The following is a 16,867-nucleotide window of genomic DNA, read 5'->3' as shown; positions in this document are numbered from 1 at the left end:
AAACCAAACTAACGAGTTAGCAGTAATGGTGCTGTGCAGAGTTAATAAATTTATACGCGGAATAGAGCATGAAGAAAAACGGTATTATTTCAGGTAAAACATGAGCCAGATTCATTCTCTTACAAAGTTAAATGGGTAAAGTCAGCTAATGGCCTATGCTTCTCTCATAAAAGCCAATTTAGAAGTCTAGATTTCTAGATGTTTTTACGGGTGTTGTGATTTATTCATACAAAACGTGAGTATTATTCAATGCATATAGGTACTTAAAGTGCCATTTACATAAACGGTTGTTGATATACTCGAATAAACCTTGCTGAGATTAGATGTTTTATTAAACGTTTTTTACACGCAACTCACCGCCACAGAGCATAACAACCCTTAACATAAGAAGAGACAAAAGGAATGAGTGATTTAATAGTGTTAATTATATACTGCGCCATATTAGGTAGCGGTGTTGGTTTTTTAGCAGGCTTATTAGGAATAGGGGGCGGGCTGGTAATTGTGCCCATACTCAGCATGATATTACTGCACTTTAATGCTTTGCCACCTGAACAAGTAGTGGTAGTTGCCATTGCGACCTCGCTGGCCTCTATTTTATTTACTTCGACCTCGTCGGCTATTGCGCATCATAAAAATGGCAATGTACCCTGGGATATTGCGCCTTGGGTTATGGCAGGCGTTGCCTTTGGTGCGCTTATTAGTGGCTTTATGGCTGCGCTGTTACCCGAGCATGTGGTGCGTTTGGTATTTGCTGTAAGTGTGGTACTAATTGCACTAAAAATGATTTTTTCAGGTAAGAATGATTCAGCAATAGCGCGCCCGTTACCAAACAAAGGGTTGCTAAGCGTTTATACGACCATAACCGGTGGGTTATCTGCCATGATAGGTATTGGTGGCGGGGCAGTATTAGTGCCGCTACTGACGTTTTTTTCTATTGATATGAAAAAAGCCATTGGCTGCGCCTCGGCCTCAGGCATTGTGATAGCACTATTTGGTTCAATGGGTTATATCAGCTCAGGCAGCCAGTTATTTAGCCTAAAAGAGGGGTTTGCTGGCTTTGTGTATTTGCCCGCTTTATTGGGTATTGTATGCACCTCATGGTTTACTGCGCCGCTCGGCGCTAAAGCCACCCATTATTTGCCAGTTTCAACCATAAAGAAAATATTTGCCGGCTTATTAATAATAATGGCAATCAATATGTTTACTCGATAAGAGCATTTATATGAGCCTTAAAAAGACGCGGCATAAAGCCGCTGCTACCTAGAATATTAGCGACTAGTAGCAGCGGGTTCACCCCGCGTCGGTGTTGAGCGTTAGAGTCCGAACTCTTTAACCTTTAACCTTTAACATCTTAAGAGGATTAACTAAAATCTACGTCATTTGAGCGTGTTTTATAAATTCATCATAAATACTGTCTTTGATGAGCCTGTCGGGCGTAAAGGCATAATAATGCTGATAAACATTATCAATTGTACCAATGTAATTAACGCCGTAATGGCGCTCCACCTCGGCTCTTACCAAAATAGGCGCAGGAAATATACCAAACCCTTGCTCACCTAACGACTTCATTAATGCGCTGTCGTCAACATGGCCTGCTATTGTCATTTCAATCTCTTGCTCTTGCAGCCAATAATAAATAGCCCGCGCAACGGGGCTTTCTTTTGCGGGGAGTACTAAAGGCTTGTTATTTAAAGATTGCGGAAACTGCTTATGTAATTGCGAATGCCATGTTTCGTTACCAAAAAGAGCGATTTGGCTTTTGCCTATTTCATGGCAGAACGTCTTAAATGACGAGGTATTGTCGAGCGGTTTATCGGCTAAAACTAAGTCGAGCTTATGAATCGCCATTTGTGCAAGTAGCTCATCCTGTTGGCCGTCAATACAGTGTAAGTTTGAAATACGGTCGTTATTAATTAAAGGCGCTAGCCACTTCGACACCAGTGATTTGGGTAACACATCTGAAATACCGACCTTTAGTGTTCGTGAGTATTGCATGGTATCACCTTGCGTGGTTTCTAGCCATTCATGGGCAATAGCAAACATATCATTGGTGTATTGCTGGGTTACATGGCCAAATTCCGTTAACTGTAGGCCTCGGCCTTGGCGAACAAACAGTGGTTTTCCTAATCGTTGCTCTAAGTTAGTAATTTGTGAGCTGACCGTTTGCGGCGTTAAATTAAGTATTTTACTCGCCGCTGCAATACTGCCGTGCTTACTTACCTGCCAAAAATAATATAAGTGATTGTAGTTAATGTTGGTAATCATTCGAAAATACCTGTTTTAAAGTAAGAAATAATCAGCTTTTTCCTTTGCCACTAAGTTAGTAGATTACAGTCATGCCTGCAACATAGTTACTACTAAAAGGTGTAATTGCATGAAGCTAAAACTTACAGTTAAAAATAAGATAATTAACGCAAGTGAAAAGATGTCGCTTTTAAAGTTGATAAAAAGCCAATTGGCAAAACATGCTTTAAATATTCGTAAAGTTGAGATTCAAATAAATGATCTTTCGAGTGAGCGCCACGGCACTTTGCAGCAATGCAAAATTAATATTCTTTTGCCAGGGCTACCCAGTATTAATGTAAATACAAAGGGAAGAAGTATGCTGCAAGCGATAAAGCGAGCACTTAAAAGTTTGCAGCATATTCTCGTTAATAAATATCAACCTTCGCAACTAAGCTCTTAGTTTTTATTTATATCGCACTTGTAGTGGCATGGATGCTACTTTTTTAATGCCTCTCTAATTCCAAGCCATGTTTAGCAATAAACGATTCACTTATTACCTATTGAGCAGTATTTCCTTGTTGAGTTTGGTTTCACTATACCCAACTTACGGTAACTAAAATTCTTTGACCTTGTTCCTTTAACCTTTGACCTCAGCTGTAAACCCCTCACACCATTTTGATTAAAAAGAGAGTGAAATTTTCAATTACCTAAATTCATAGTTTATTGTGAATTAAGGTGGTTGTAAGTCTACTTTGGAATAAATTCACAAGATACTGTGAATTTACTCTTTATTTAGTTAATGCTTTTTGTAATTCACAAAATATTGTGAATTATTGGCTTTTCTGAACAGTTTTATCTATTATTCACAAAATACTGTGAATTAGGGGGGGTGGTAATGGAAGTCACGATAAAATCAGCAAAACAATTAGGTAAATTGGCAAGTATTGTGAGAAAAAGCCAAAAGCTTGATCAAAAAACAGCAGGGGACTTCTCCGGTATCAGCATTAATACGGTCAGTGACTTTGAAAATGGCACCGGCTCTTTATCAATCGGCCGTGCGTTCGATTTAATGGAAGCTTTAGGTTTAGAGGTAAAAATAGATGTGGTTATACCTCAACATGATGAAAAGGCTAAAAATAAATTAATAACGCAAATCCGCAATATGGTGGCAGGCCATGAATAATAGATCTCTCAATGTTTATGCTGGCAAACAGCTCATGGGCCAATTACAAGATAGTAACGGTTTTTGGTCATTTAAATACGATCAAGATTGGCTTAACTCAGCTAATAAATTTGCAATAACTCCCAGCATTCCATTACAAGAGCAAGTGATTTTAGATTCAGGTACTACGCGGCCTGTGCAGCAGTTTTTTGATAATTTACTGCCAGAAGAAAATGCACGTGAGTTATTGGCAAAAGAAGTGAAAGTGGATCATGAGGATTCATTTGCTCTACTTACGGCATCCGGCATTGAGTCTGCGGGTGCTTTAACGCTATTACCAGAGCATGTCGATTTTCCAAGCCCTAGTGCAATACCGTTACCCTTTGCCGAGCTATCTAGGCGAATTAAAAACTTACCCAGAGCACCGTTAAATATCCGCCAAAGTAGCCGCATGTCACTTGCTGGCGCGCAGCATAAAATGCTAGTTATTAAGCTCGCTGATGAATTATTTGAAGGAAATGAAGGCACACCTTCAACTCATATACTTAAACCCGATCACTCTGAGCCAGACCAATATTGGCAAACGACATGCAATGAATGGTTTATGATGAAACTAGCCAAGCGCCTAGGAATTGATGTACCCAATGTGCAGCTCATTTATACACCCGAGCCAGCCTATTTGGTTGAGCGCTTTGACCGTGTAGGAAGTTATCCTGATCAAGAGCGCAAGCATATTATAGATAGTTGCCAATTATTAAGTTATAGCAGACACTCTAAATATTCTGCATCAACGGTTGAAACATACCAGAAAATACTCAATAACGTACGGCCTAAAGCGGCAACGGTCATCAAGTTATATCAATGGGTGATTTATAATTTATTAGTCGGGAATGGGGATGCGCATTTAAAAAATATTAGCTTTTACTACGAAAGCGGGTCTGCGCAAATAACGCCATTTTATGATTTATTAAGCACTATTATTTATGTTTCAGAAGGTGGTAACCCTCTAGAAGAAGCACTGTCAGTTCCTATCAATAATAAAAAACGTTTTTGTGATGTTACTAAAGCAGATGTAATCGCTTTTGCAAAAGAGCTTGGTATTCCTAGCTCTGCAGCAGTAAAACAGCTAAGTTATTTTGTAGATAATATAGAGAGTGAATTTAATAACTTATACCAAGAAGTTGTAAATATGCCACCTGCGGATGTACGCGCAGCGGAATTAAGAATGTTAAGACAAGTGCAGTTTTTAGTAGTTAAAGAAATGATTGGGAAGTTGAGTTAAAGCAAGGGAATGATGATTAATGAAAGTTTCTTGTAAACACAACGTCTTAGCCCGTTTCGATAAATAACTTTTCATTCAGTATGGACTTCCTATACTTAGTGTTGGGTGCTGTTGTATTTCAAACAAAACCTTTGAAAACCCCGCACCATTTTGATTAAAAAAGAGAGTTAAATTTCAGCCCCTAAATCCATAAAGCTTAGATAAAAAAGTAACTCAAAGTCGTAACTAAGCACTAAATTTGGGTTTTGATTAATAAGCAAGTGTCTACCTAATGCCAAACAGATTTATTTACTTGAGAAAATTGAGGTGGATAGAAGATACTGTTAAAGTACTTTGAAATAATAAAAAAATGCCTAACTAACGGCTAAAACCTCCTCCACCTCATAGGACGTTATCTGCTTAATTAAAGTGTTGATGTTCAAGTTTAACTAATGAAGCGAAAATGGAAAATTTCACCAAACTATTAGCAGTTACACTTTATATATTTTCTTTATCTGGCTGTACTTCAATTGGCAGTTACGTCATGTCAAACCCCGGTATCTATCTTTCTGAAGCGGAGTTTATAAAAGCAAAACCTAGCGACATTGGCTTTGAAAAACAAAAATTTTGCTCTTTTAGTACCACTCAATGCATTACATATCTGATTGCTGAACCTTATCAAGCAGCCGAATTTTCGCAAGAGAGTTCTGTTTATTACAACCTTCATGCAACTGGTAATAATGTAGAAAATACAATTTCACACAGAATGACACCAGATACATTTAATCGTTTTGAAGGCACTGCTTTATTACTTCATGGCTATGGAGGCAGTAAAGAAGCAATGATGGCTTCAGCTATCTATTTTAGAGCGCTTGGTATGAACGTTATTATTCCAGATCTTTTTGGTCATGGTGAATCAACTGAAGCATTTGTATTTGCAGCAAAAGAGCACGGCATTTTAAATGAACTGCTTGCTGAACCACTTTTAAATCAAACAAATAACCAGACTGTTGTAGTCGGCCATTCTATGGGAGCACTTACTGCAAGTAACTTATTATCATCAGAATATGTTGACGCTGCTATTTTACTTGCCCCAATGATGAGTTTTGACGTTGCAGCTAAGGAGTACTTACCTTATAAATCGCCTTTGCTTAGTCATTTTTTTCATAGCGAGATTGATAATATTGTTAACCAAGCAATGTTTGAGGCAGGAGTAACCATTCAAGAAACAAATTTATTGCCTAAATTAACTGAGACTAAAAAGCCTGTATTGTTAATTAACTCAGATGTTGACTCTCTATCCCCGCCGGCTTACTTTTCATCTATACAAAATGAGTTAGTAAAAAAAATAACTTTTAATGCTCGCTCTCATTCAAGTTTAATGGTGTTTGATCGTGATGATGTTATCGAAATTGAAAACTGGCTAATAACATGGTGAGCCTTCGCTATTTTAGATGACATTGAGTGTATAAGTCATTTTTTATTATTGTCGGGTTTCGTTGCACTCTCTCCGACTTACGCCTTGTAAACCCCCGTTACATTTTGATTAAAAAAGCCGCACACTATTAATGAGTGTGCGCCTTTTATTGTTTTACTTTTTTAAGCGATTACTTGTTTAATAAGTGCTTTTCAAAAAAATCGGCCATCATGGTGTGATAATGCAAGGTGGTGCCTTTACCTTCACGTAAGCTATGTGAGCGGTTAGGGTATGAGAAAAACTCAAACTGCTTGTTGTGCTTTACAAGCTCGTCAATTAAGCGCTCTGAGCCTTGGTAATGCACGTTATCATCCCCTGTGCCGTGAATAAGCAATAACTTACCGGTTAGGTTTTTAGCAAAAGTAATGGGCGAGGTGTTATCGTAACTCTCAGGATCGGTATTTGGATTGCCCGCATAACGCTCTTGGTAAATAGTGTCGTACAAACGAATGTCTGGCACCGGTGCTGAGGCAATGCCTACTTTAAATTTATCACCATGGCGGAACAATAAATTAAGGGTTGAACTACCGCCGCCTGAGTGTCCCCATACGCCAACGCGCTCGGTATCTATCACATCCCAGCGTTTAGCCATGGCATCTAGGGCGTCTACTTGGTCTTGCACAGTAATGGAGCCAATTTTTTTATAAATCGATTTACGCCAATCGCGCCCTTTTGGTGCACGTGTACCGCGGTTATCAACCGATGCCACAATAAAGCCTTTTTGCGTTAGTAACGATTTGTATAAGTAACTGTTGCCTTCCCAGCGGTCTTGCACGGTTGAACCCCATGGTTCGCCGTATACGTAAAACACAATTGGGTATTTTTTACTTTTATCCATGTTCTCAGGGAACATAATGTAGCCGTCAAGCTCGGTACCATCTTGCGCGTTTACTTTAAAAAACTCATGCTTTGGTAAGCTTTGCTCAGCTAATTTTTCTTTCAGCTCGTTATTTTCAACTAAGGTTTTTACATTACTGTGATCGCTCACTTTAATAATTTGCTTAATTGGTGGTGTACCAAATTGTGAGTAAGTATGCATAGCCCATGAGGCATCTTTTGACATGTAATAGCTGTTTGAACCTTCAAACTCAGCAGGTGTTACTCGTACCGGTTTGCTGCTGCCATCAAGCGGCGTGCTGTATAAATAACGCTGACCAGGATCGTTTGGCGAGGCAATAAAATACATCACGTTTTTATCTTCATTAATGCTAAGCATATCAATAATGTCGTAATCACCTGGAGTTAGGTCGATAATAGTTTTGCCATCGCGCGATACACGATAAAGATGTCGCCAACCGTCGCGTTCGCTATGCCAAATAAAAAACTCGCCGTCTTTTGACCAGTTGGCTTTATAAAACCATTCTATAAACGCATCGTCTTTGTCTTCTAAAATTTTAGTCAGTTGCTGCTTTTGCCAATCAAACAACCAGACTTTGTTATGGCTTTGTGGGCGGTTTAAATCTTGAATCATTAATTCATTACCGGTGCCTGCCCAACTAATACGGGGAATGTAACGGTCGCGGTTATCGCCTTCAAGCTCGGCCCAACGGGTTTGTTTATCACTAAGGCTTACCACTCCAACACGCACGGCAGAGTTGGTTTCACCCGCTTTAGGATAAGGGAATTCTTTTAGGGTAGGGTACAGTTCGTCAGTGTTGTTGATCATAGTGAAAAACTTAACGTCACTGGTATCAAGCTGCCAATAGGCAATTGATTTGTTGTCTGGGCTCCAACGAAAACCATCGGCAATGGTAAATTCCTCTTCGTATACCCAATCAAAATTACCGTTAACAATGGTGGCGTTACCATCGGTTGTGAGCGCGGTTACATTGTTACTACCAACCGCTTGCATATAAATATTGTTGTCGCGTACGTAAGCCACTTTTGAGCTATCTGGTGAGAACTTAGCAAACATTAACTTAGTTGGCTCAACGTCTTTACCACCAAGTTGCTGTAATTGGTTTGTCTCAAGGTTAAGTAACCAAAAGTCGCCTCGGCTGCGCGAACGCCAAACTTGCTCGCTGTTGGTAAATACCATCAGCCATTTACCGTCTTTTGACCATTGGTAGCTTTCAATAGCCAATGCCTCGTCTGCGCCCTCTGGCAACAGCTTTTCAAACTCAACCAATACTTTACGGCCTGTGCCGTCAGCATTGTAAAATACAATGTCGTTGCCTTTTACGCCGTGCTCTTTTTCATCATCGGCGTTGTTATCATCTGCTTTTTCTTTTTCGCTTTCGCGCTCTTCAAGTACAGTGTAGCCAGTACCATCATCTAGCCACTTAAAGTAGGTGCTACGCTGGGTTTTAAATTCTTTATCTTTATAAATTTGCGCTAGGCTTAATGGATTATTCACGGTACTCATCGCTGTATTATTGTTGGTTGTTATGCTGGTACTTGAACATGCTTGCAAGCCTAAGCCCGCAACAATGGCCAGTGCCAAGCCCGATGTTTTGATCAGATTCATTGTTATTGTTCCTTGGGTCTGTTGACCTTTATGGATTAAGGCGCTTATTACATTTACTGTAACAAAATAACGTACATAATATCAGCATGCTTAACGCACAAAGCTATGGTTTAAACCCAAACTTTTATAATTAATTACCATGCTGGATTTTTAAATTCTTCACTGAGCGTGTCGATTAGTGCTCTTACCGTTGCCGATAAATGCTGACGAGAAGGGTAAAGCACATATATTTTCATTGGGTTTAATGTCCATGGCGCTAATACACGTTGCAAGCGACCATCCAGTATATATTGATTTGCCAAATACGTAGGCTGTACTGAAATACCACCACCGGCTATGGCTGCATGGAGTAATGTGGTGGCCTCGTTTGCACTTAAATTACATTTAACATCAACCGATTGAAATTCATCCCCGTTGTGTAAATGCCAAATATATCGGTCGAAGTTTTTATAGCCTAAACACTGATGAGCGCTTAACTGTTGTGGTGTTGTTATTGGCGGATAATCAGCAAGGTAGTCGGCTGAGGCTACTAAAATAGATTCACACTCGGCAATAGGTTTACCTATTAACGAAGGATCAGGATTGGCTGCAATACGTATTGCCAAATCAACACGTTGCTCTATTAAGTCTGTGGTTGAGTCTTCAAGATCTATGTCTATTTGCACGTTAGGGTGACGTTTCATAAAACGTGTAAATATAGGGGCTAACTGTGAAAAGCTAAGCGACATACTCGTTGCTATACGTATTTTTCCTGAGAGCTCTTGCTGGTTTTTTGTTTGCTCAACTAAACGATTGGCCTGTACTAACCATTGCTCTATTTCAGGTAAACAGGCCTCGCCGGCGGTGGTAAGTGTAACTTTGCGGGTAGTTCGATGCAATAAACGAGTATTGAGCCAGGCTTCTACCGATTCAATATGTCGGGTAACCATAGGCCGTGACATTTCAAGGCGCTCGGCAGTGGCCGTAAAACTGCCTGAGTAGGCAACATCCACAAAAACCTGCGCTGCGGTGAGTTTATCCATAGTATTTGCACGATTTATGAAATAATGATGCTTATTATTGGTTGTTTTTCTGAACATATCAAACCTTTATTATGCTCGCATTAGCAACCAATGATGAGAATACTATGAACCTACGCACGTTTTTATTAAGTACACTATTAGCCAGCAATATTGCTCTTGCAGACGAAACCCCACTAACCCTTGATGTGTATAACGCTGACAGCAATAGCTTTCATGTTAACGCCACGCTGGTTTATGGCCGTACCGATGCAATTTTAATTGATACCGGATTTACTAAAGCCGATGCACTACGCATTGCTGCAAAAGTAATTGATTCGGGCAAACAATTAAAAACTATTTTTATTAGCCAGGCCGACCCTGATTATTATTTTGGCGCTGAAGTACTACAAAAACTTTTTCCTCAAGCAGAGGTTATTACTACGCCCGCAGTGCATCAAAAAATAGCGGCAAAGCTACAGGGTAAACTTGCTTTTTGGACGCCCAAAATGGGAGAAAATGCACCCAAAAATCCTATTATACCTAAGGCTTTTAATGGTGATAGCTTAAAAATAGAAGGCCATACGATAGAAATTCGTGGCACAAAAGGGGAATATAACCATCGTCCTTATTTATGGATCCCAGATAACAAGGCCATTTTAGGGAATGTAGCTGTATACGCGAATGTTCATTTATGGATGGCCGATGCACAAACTCAAGCGGAGCAAAATGCATGGGTAAAGCAACTTAATGAAATGAAAGCACTTAAACCAATCACTGTGATCCCAGGGCATATGAAAGCAGGAACTGAGCTAAACGCTGACAATATTGACTTTGCAATCCAGTATTTAAAGGATTTTGCACACGCTAAACAAAGTAGCAATAGCAGTGAGCTACTAATTGATAAAATGACAAATACATACCCAAGTGCTGCATTACCTATGGCGCTGAGCATTGGCGCTAAAGTTCATAAAGGCGAAATGAAATGGTAATTGCTTACGCTTAACCCCTGTAATAAATACAGTAGAACCAAAAAACACGCCTAGCAAAGTCTGGCGTGTTTTTTATTATTGCCACAAATACATACTGGCTCGCTTATTGGCAATATTTAATTCAAATACCTCACTGCTTGCTCGCATAGCAGCGCCATAACATACATGTAGCGGTAACAAGTGCTCTTCTGTGGGATGATTAAAGCGTGCCGCAGGCGCTTTATACCATGCTAATAGCTGCTGTTCGCGCTGTTGCTCGGTTAATGTTTGATCTGTGATTGTGTTTACCAACCAATTTTCAAATACCTGATTTTGCAAATTAATATCGTTTGACTGGGTAACACCAAACGCGCGCATATTATGGAAGGTAAAGCCTGAGCCTATAATTAATAAATTATCGTAGTCTATACTTTGCAGTGCTTTGCCTACCTCAATATGCAACAGAGGATCAAGGCTTGGATGCAAGGATATTTGCACACAGGGAATATCGGCCTGCGGGTACATAATTTTTAACGGTACAAACATACCGTGATCAAAACCACGGTGTGAATCGAGTTTTGAGTCAATATTATGTGTTCTGAGCGTTTGCTGTACTAAATTAGCAAGTTGCGGCTGGCCAGCACAAGGGTAAGTTAATTGGTACGCCTGCTCAGGAAAACCATAGTAATCGTAAATAAGCGGCGGTGAGGAGTGAGCCGTTATGCTAATAGGCTGAGCTTCCCAATGTGCGCTGATCATCAAAATAGCGCTAGGTTTTTTGATTTTAGCAGCAACCACTTGTAAGCATTCCACCATATCTGTATGGCTTGGATCTCCTAGCAGCGGTAATGGACCACCGCCATGAGATAAAAAGAAAACCTTTGGGTATTGCATGTGTAAGCTCCAAATAAAATATTTATATTATGATGCCTACACATAGTTAAAATAACTAGCTACATAAACGCACAACGTCTGTGCTTATAGCGTATTATTGGTGTTTATTCATCAAGCTCCAAGTGAGCGCGTTCAACACTTTCTTGAGGTAATTCTTTTTGCACCGATACCCCTAACTCTTTAAATTCAGAGGCTTGTTTAATTAAGTTACCTTTACCACGGTATAACTGTGAAAACGCTTTATCATAACTATCTTTCGCTTTATCGAGCTGTTTACCCACGCCTTCCATACTGGTTAAAAACCCATTGAGCTTGCTATAAAAACGCTCAGCTCGGTTTGCCAGCTCTTTTGAGTATTTAGTTTGCTCTTCAAAACGCCATAACTGTTTAACAATATTTAAACTGGTTAGTAAGGTAGTGGGGGTAGCAACCAAAATATTTTTTTCAATCGCTTGTTGATATATGTCGCTTTGGTATTTAAGTGCTTCTACAAAGGCGGACTCTATGGGTACAAACATAATAACAACCTCAGGCGAGTTTAACCCCGGTAACCGGTCATAGGATTTACTGGCCAACTCATTTATACGGGCAGTTACTGCATTTACATGCTCTTTAATGGCTTGTTGAGATTCGAGCTCTGTTTCGGCATTTACATAGCGAGTATAGGCATTTAACGATGTTTTTGCATCAATCACTAAATGACGCCCTTGCGGTAAATACACCACAACATCGGGACGTAAACGACCATCTTCGGTATTAAACGATACTTCGCGCTTGTAATCAGTGCCCGCACGCAAGCCTGCGCTGTCGAGTACGTTTTCGAGCATGAGTTCGCCCCAGTTACCTTGAGTTTTCTTTTGCCCTTGTAGCGCATTACTTAGCTTATCGGCTTGCTCAGTTATGGCCTGGCTTTTAGCTTGTAAATGTAATAGCTCAGTTTTAAGCGCTGCACGTTGCTTTAAGTCTTCAACATGTATCAACTCCATTTTGTCACGAAAGCCTTTTAGTTCACCTTGAACTGGCTTTAATAGCTGTTCAATACTCTCTTGATTTAATGTTTTAAATTTTTGCGATTTTTCTTCTAAGATTTGATTAGCTAAATTTTCGAATTCTTTTTTTAGTGTTTCTTTACTTTGTTCTATCTGCGCTAGCTGCTCACTAAAATGTTGCTGCTTTTGCTCAAGTGTTGTACGTATATTATTAAGCTCTACATCACGTAGATTATATTGCTCACGCAGAGCGGTAAGCTCGGCTTCGGCTTTTCGCCAATATTGATTATATTGCTGGCTTTGTTTTTCTTGCTCAATTAAACGTGTTTTAAAATGCTGCGCCTGATCACGTTGCTCTTGATGGGTGAGCCCCAACAAGTCGTGCTCTTCAACCAATGCAGAATATTGCTTTTGCGTATGCTCATATTGACTTTGTAATAACAATAATTGCTGCTGCTGCTCAGCCAATTGGCGCTTTATTTTTTTACTTAACTGCATTGCTACAACAGTGCAAATAGTTATGCCCGCTACAGCACCTACACTCACACTTAACCAATCTAAATGAGATAAAAACGAAGTAAACATAAAATAAACTTTTAAAATTTAGAGACATACCATCATAACGAATTACGCTCTTTAGCAGTAGGGGTAACGAACTAAATTAAGCACAAAAAAAAGCCAGCTATAACAGCTGGCTCAACATTACTTAATTAGTAATCAAACAGGGAAATCAACATGAAACTTGTATTACAACATATCAACTACAAGCATAATAATAGACCCTGCCTAATTAAATTAGTTCAAAATAATTTAAAAAAAAAGCCAGCTATAACAGCTGGCTCAACATTACTAATTTAGTAATTAAACGGGGAAATCAACATGAAACTTGTATAACAACATATCAACTACAAGCATAATAATAGACTCATGCCCTGTGTGATTAGTTCAAAAAAATTAAAAAAATTTTTATAAAGCAAAAAAAAGCCAGCGCTAAACTGGCTGGCTTAATCATTACTATGTCTAGTAACTACTATATGGGATATCAACATGAAAACTTGGAGAAACTGCAATTTAACCAAGCATTATAATAGACGCCCACAATTTGAATAAGTTCAAAAGCTCGTCATTATTTTTTAAATTATTTTTAATTTTTAATTAAAGACAGCATTTGTTGTTCATCAAATTGGGTAAAACTCATTGATTTTTCAGTAAATAATGCATCAACAAGCGCTTGCTTATCTTGCTGCATTTGAAATACTTTTTGTTCAATAGAGTTAGCCATAATTAATTTATAAACAAATACCGGATTTGTTTGCCCAATACGATAAGCACGATCGGTGGCTTGCTTTTCAACAGCTGGATTCCACCATGGATCAAAATGAATAACGGTATCGGCTTGGGTTAAATTAAGCCCAGTACCACCGGCTTTTAAGCTAATTAAAAACACGGAAGTGTTACCACTGGTAAATTCGTCTATTACTTTATCGCGATGACGCGTTTGCCCAGTTAGCATACTAAAGTTAATATTTTGCGTATTTAAACGTTCAGCAATTAAATCAAGGGCAGAGGTAAACTGGCTAAATATAATCACCTTACGGCCAAGGCTTAACATTAAAGGTAAATGGCTCGATAACCATTCTAGTTTAGCACTGGCAGCGTCGGTTTGAGGCTCAATGAGTTCAGGATGGCAACAAATTTGGCGTAACTTTAACAAGGCTTCTAAAAAGGCAAGTTTACTTTTTTGTACACCTTGTTCGGCAAATAAATCAATGAGTTTTTCTTCAAGCGCGCGTGTAATGCCTTGATACATCACTTTTTGTTTAGGTTCAAACTCAAACTCTTTTACAAGTTCAGTTTTTTGCGGCAACTCCTGTGCAACTTGAGCCTTAGTGCGCCTTAAAATAAACGGCAGTATTAACGCTTTAAGTTGCTCTGCACGTTCAATGTTACTTTCGCGTTCAATAGGGCCTTGAAAATGTTGCTTAAAATGCGCCTGCGAACCTAAAAGCGAAGGCATAGCAAAATCGAGTAATGACTTTAATTCAAATAAATTATTTTCAATTGGGGTACCACTTAAACAAAGTTTAAAATCAGCATTTAAACGTTTTACTAAACGCGACACTTGAGCAGTATCGTTTTTAATATATTGGGCTTCATCAAGTATAATGTTTTCAAAATAAAGTGGCGAGTAATAGGCAATATCGCGCTTTAATAAAGGATAGGTAGTTAAAATACACTGTGCTTGTGCCAAATGCTGTAACGAGTCATTGCGATGCGCACCAAAAATAGTCGTCACTTTTAAGTTTTTAGCAAATTTGGTAATTTCGTTTTGCCAGTTACTCACTAAACTTGTAGGGCACACAATAAGCGTAGGCCCCGCTTGCGGTGTATTATATGAACTTGCTAAATAAGCGATAACCTGCAAGGTTTTACCCAAGCCCATATCGTCCGCTAAAATGCCACCTAACTGATTACGCTTTAAAAAATTAAGCCAGGCAACTCCTTCTTGCTGATATTCTCTAAGTACCACAGAGTCGTTTAAGCCATCAATAGTAATATTAGGAGAGAGTAGCGCGTCGTTGCTCAGCTCATCTAGGTAGCGCTCTAGTGAGGGGTCATGTAGCTCAACATTAATTGCACTGTGCTGAACTAACTCAGGTAAATATGAAAGCGGAATATTAAATTCGTCACGGGTTTTAATAAATTCAAATCGCAGTTTAAATTCAATCAGTAAATTAAACGCAGCTTTGTCAATAACCCCAAATTGACGACCAACAGGATAGTAATAAAATAATTCACTTTGACGGTTTAACGATTCATACAGCTTATTATTTACATTAAATAACGCAGCAACTTTGGTATCATTTAGCACAACTTTGCTATGCATTTGATGACCAGCCGCTCTATTAACATGCAGTGACACCTTGTTTTTAGTAACAGCAATATTAACTTTGCTCATCGATACTTGCCAACCGCGTTGCTTAAAGCTCGGCAATACCTCGTACACTAGCCAATGTAAATGAATAGCCGACTCCTGACTAAAAATAAACTCGCTGTGTAAACCCCCTTTACAAAAATCAAAACCTAAGTTAACTAACTCATTAGTAACAGTGTTTTCAAAGGCACTATTTATAAGATTTTCAGGTGCCGTACCCGCTAAATAATTTTTATTTTTATACTTAAAAAATAACGAAATCGCCATAACTGAACCCGACATACTGACTTTGAGCACCGCATTACTCAACAACTTAGCAGGGATACTAGGTGTATTTGTTGGGTGTGGTATAACACCAGCGCCAAAGTTATCAGCAAGCTGCTTATAAATTCGGTCAAAATTGGTATCGTGCAGGGCAGGTATTGTTTGCAAATGAGCTATTTCGTCAGCACTTAAGGGCGTACGAATACGACCTAACTTAAAATTATCTAGATCTAAGTAAATAGGCGGGGTGGTTCTAATTAACGCCCAATTAGGGATTTTATCTAGATGAACTTTTAACTGGGTAACCTCTTTTTGTTTTTCCCAAATAAAATTAAGAGGTAAGCCTGGTTGTGCTTTTATAGGTACTCGGGAACGTTGTAAAAACAGGCGCTCTGTGGCTAATAATTGCTGTAGGGCGTTAAACCCCCATTGACCTTTTAGTTCAATGTTACCCACAGCATTTTGTGATCGGATCCAGCTGTATAACCTAAAATCACTTTCGAGCAAATCGCTTGGTGTAACAAAGCTATTAAGTTGTTGCTCAGTTAAGTTACGCCCTAATGAATAATTATTATTTTTGTCAAAGTTGGCAATTTTAGGAGTTAAAAATACCTTGTTGTTTTCAATGTCTAATACAAAAAGTAGCACTTGAGAAGGCTGTGCCTGATTACTATTTTTAAGTGCACTGAGTTCACTAAACCAGTCGTTAATAAAATAGTCTTCGCCGTATTCACCAGAGTGCTCAATTTTGAGCTTTAACAAAATAGCGGCTAAATGACGGCATTTTGTTTTGAGATTACAAGTGCAGTGAGTATCAATAGAATAACCCGTTGGTAATTTACTGATCTCAATTCGTTGGTTAAAGGCAACGCCTTTATCACCTTGTACGGTAGAATCGATCACAGAAAAATCAGTGTTATGTTCTAACCAGCTTATTTGACCGTTCTTGTAATAAGATTTTCCTTTAGCTAATACCGCAGGTTTAAACAATTTTTTTATGAATCGCTCAGAAAGAGGAAACTGGGTAGCCTGCTCATTTTTAATTTCTTCAAAAATAGCCATTAAATCATTTTTTGATAAGTTAGCAGACATGTTACTCAAAGTATTAAAATTTAAAAACAATTTTTCCAGTATATGCCTTATCAGCGCTGAGCTAAAGCAATATTATTTTTAAAATAGACTGGTTGGATCTGATTGGTTAGTAAAAAATTGGTTTATAGCGA

Annotated in this window: 12 protein-coding genes; 6 read left to right on the top strand and 6 right to left on the bottom strand. The window is 38.8% G+C overall.

Features of this window, described 5'->3' with window-relative positions; all coding sequences use genetic code 11:
* Positions 1–402: 402 nt before the first annotated feature.
* On the top strand, positions 403–1,212 hold the full coding sequence (locus KG708_RS11595; protein WP_213609939.1) for a sulfite exporter TauE/SafE family protein: 810 nt from the start codon (positions 403–405) through the stop codon (positions 1,210–1,212).
* A 159-nt stretch (positions 1,213–1,371) separates the two neighbouring features.
* Here the strand turns inward: KG708_RS11595 and nhaR are convergent, their stop codons facing one another.
* Complete coding sequence (gene nhaR, locus KG708_RS11590; protein WP_213609937.1) at positions 1,372–2,265, bottom strand: transcriptional activator NhaR; 894 nt, start codon at positions 2,263–2,265, stop codon at positions 1,372–1,374.
* 109 nt (positions 2,266–2,374) lie between these two features.
* Here nhaR and KG708_RS11585 point away from each other — a divergent pair, with 109 nt between their 5' ends.
* The 4 genes from KG708_RS11585 to KG708_RS11570 all read left to right on the top strand — a co-directional run bounded on the left by KG708_RS11585 (position 2,375) and on the right by KG708_RS11570 (position 6,087).
* Positions 2,375–2,686 carry a hypothetical protein gene (locus KG708_RS11585; RefSeq protein WP_213609935.1) on the top strand — a complete coding sequence of 104 codons (312 nt, stop codon included), beginning with the start codon at positions 2,375–2,377 and terminating at the stop codon, positions 2,684–2,686.
* A gap of 435 nt (positions 2,687–3,121) precedes the next feature.
* Positions 3,122–3,409, top strand: a complete 288-nt coding sequence (locus KG708_RS11580) for a helix-turn-helix domain-containing protein (RefSeq protein WP_213609933.1) — start codon at positions 3,122–3,124, stop codon at positions 3,407–3,409.
* Positions 3,402–4,670 (top strand): HipA domain-containing protein, encoded by a 1,269-nt coding sequence (locus KG708_RS11575; RefSeq protein ID WP_213609931.1) that lies wholly within the window; start codon positions 3,402–3,404, stop codon positions 4,668–4,670. The genes KG708_RS11580 and KG708_RS11575 overlap by 8 nt, the downstream gene beginning before the upstream one ends.
* A 442-nt stretch (positions 4,671–5,112) precedes the next feature.
* Positions 5,113–6,087, top strand: a complete 975-nt coding sequence (locus KG708_RS11570) for an alpha/beta fold hydrolase (protein WP_213609930.1) — start codon at positions 5,113–5,115, stop codon at positions 6,085–6,087.
* Between the two features lie 169 nt (positions 6,088–6,256).
* On the opposite strand, the gene KG708_RS11565 is transcribed toward KG708_RS11570, so the two are convergent.
* Together KG708_RS11565 and KG708_RS11560 are read right to left on the bottom strand one after the other, a co-directional pair.
* The gene (locus KG708_RS11565) at positions 6,257–8,593 is read right to left on the bottom strand and encodes a S9 family peptidase (protein WP_213609929.1); all 2,337 of its coding nucleotides are present in this window, start codon (positions 8,591–8,593) and stop codon (positions 6,257–6,259) included.
* Positions 8,594–8,727: 134 nt separating this feature from the next.
* Positions 8,728–9,615: a LysR substrate-binding domain-containing protein gene (locus KG708_RS11560; RefSeq protein WP_213610219.1), complete on the bottom strand. Its 888-nt coding sequence runs from the start codon at positions 9,613–9,615 to the stop codon at positions 8,728–8,730.
* 104 nt (positions 9,616–9,719) lie between these two features.
* Between KG708_RS11560 and KG708_RS11555 the strand changes: the two genes are divergently transcribed.
* Entirely contained in the window at positions 9,720–10,583 is an 864-nt protein-coding gene (locus tag KG708_RS11555; RefSeq protein ID WP_301003391.1) for an MBL fold metallo-hydrolase, read from the top strand.
* Positions 10,584–10,658: 75 nt separating this feature from the next.
* Here the strand turns inward: KG708_RS11555 and KG708_RS11550 are convergent, their stop codons facing one another.
* The 3 genes from KG708_RS11550 to KG708_RS11540 form a co-directional block, all read right to left on the bottom strand.
* A complete protein-coding gene (locus KG708_RS11550) occupies positions 10,659–11,456 on the bottom strand; it encodes a class III extradiol ring-cleavage dioxygenase (RefSeq protein WP_213609927.1) in 798 nt (265 codons plus the stop codon).
* 104 nt (positions 11,457–11,560) lie between these two features.
* A complete protein-coding gene (rmuC, locus tag KG708_RS11545; protein ID WP_213609925.1) occupies positions 11,561–13,030 on the bottom strand; it encodes a DNA recombination protein RmuC in 1,470 nt (489 codons plus the stop codon).
* 559 nt (positions 13,031–13,589) lie between these two features.
* A complete protein-coding gene (locus tag KG708_RS11540; RefSeq protein WP_213609923.1) occupies positions 13,590–16,736 on the bottom strand; it encodes a DEAD/DEAH box helicase in 3,147 nt (1,048 codons plus the stop codon).
* Positions 16,737–16,867 lie beyond the last annotated feature (131 nt).

It is taken from the genome of Pseudoalteromonas sp., assembly GCF_018402495.1.
Taxonomy (GTDB): Bacteria; Pseudomonadota; Gammaproteobacteria; order Enterobacterales; family Alteromonadaceae; genus Pseudoalteromonas.
Note: the sequence above shows the minus strand (reverse complement) of the source record. Positions and strands in the feature narration are given on the sequence as shown.

Excerpts from the sequence above, each read along its gene's own strand:
- KG708_RS11575 (WP_213609931.1), top strand. The coding sequence starts at position 3,402 with ATGAATAATAGATCTCTCAATGTTTATGCTGGCAAACAGCTCATGGGC.
- KG708_RS11555 (WP_301003391.1), top strand. The coding sequence starts at position 9,720 with ATGAACCTACGCACGTTTTTATTAAGTACACTATTAGCCAGCAATATT.
- KG708_RS11540 (WP_213609923.1), bottom strand. The coding sequence starts at position 16,736 with ATGTCTGCTAACTTATCAAAAAATGATTTAATGGCTATTTTTGAAGAA.
- KG708_RS11570 (WP_213609930.1), top strand. The coding sequence starts at position 5,113 with ATGGAAAATTTCACCAAACTATTAGCAGTTACACTTTATATATTTTCT.
- KG708_RS11560 (WP_213610219.1), bottom strand. The coding sequence starts at position 9,615 with ATGGATAAACTCACCGCAGCGCAGGTTTTTGTGGATGTTGCCTACTCA.
- KG708_RS11580 (WP_213609933.1), top strand. The coding sequence starts at position 3,122 with ATGGAAGTCACGATAAAATCAGCAAAACAATTAGGTAAATTGGCAAGT.
- KG708_RS11585 (WP_213609935.1), top strand. The coding sequence starts at position 2,375 with ATGAAGCTAAAACTTACAGTTAAAAATAAGATAATTAACGCAAGTGAA.
- KG708_RS11565 (WP_213609929.1), bottom strand. The coding sequence starts at position 8,593 with ATGAATCTGATCAAAACATCGGGCTTGGCACTGGCCATTGTTGCGGGC.
- rmuC (WP_213609925.1), bottom strand. The coding sequence starts at position 13,030 with ATGTTTACTTCGTTTTTATCTCATTTAGATTGGTTAAGTGTGAGTGTA.
- nhaR (WP_213609937.1), bottom strand. The coding sequence starts at position 2,265 with ATGATTACCAACATTAACTACAATCACTTATATTATTTTTGGCAGGTA.
- KG708_RS11550 (WP_213609927.1), bottom strand. The coding sequence starts at position 11,456 with ATGCAATACCCAAAGGTTTTCTTTTTATCTCATGGCGGTGGTCCATTA.
- KG708_RS11595 (WP_213609939.1), top strand. The coding sequence starts at position 403 with ATGAGTGATTTAATAGTGTTAATTATATACTGCGCCATATTAGGTAGC.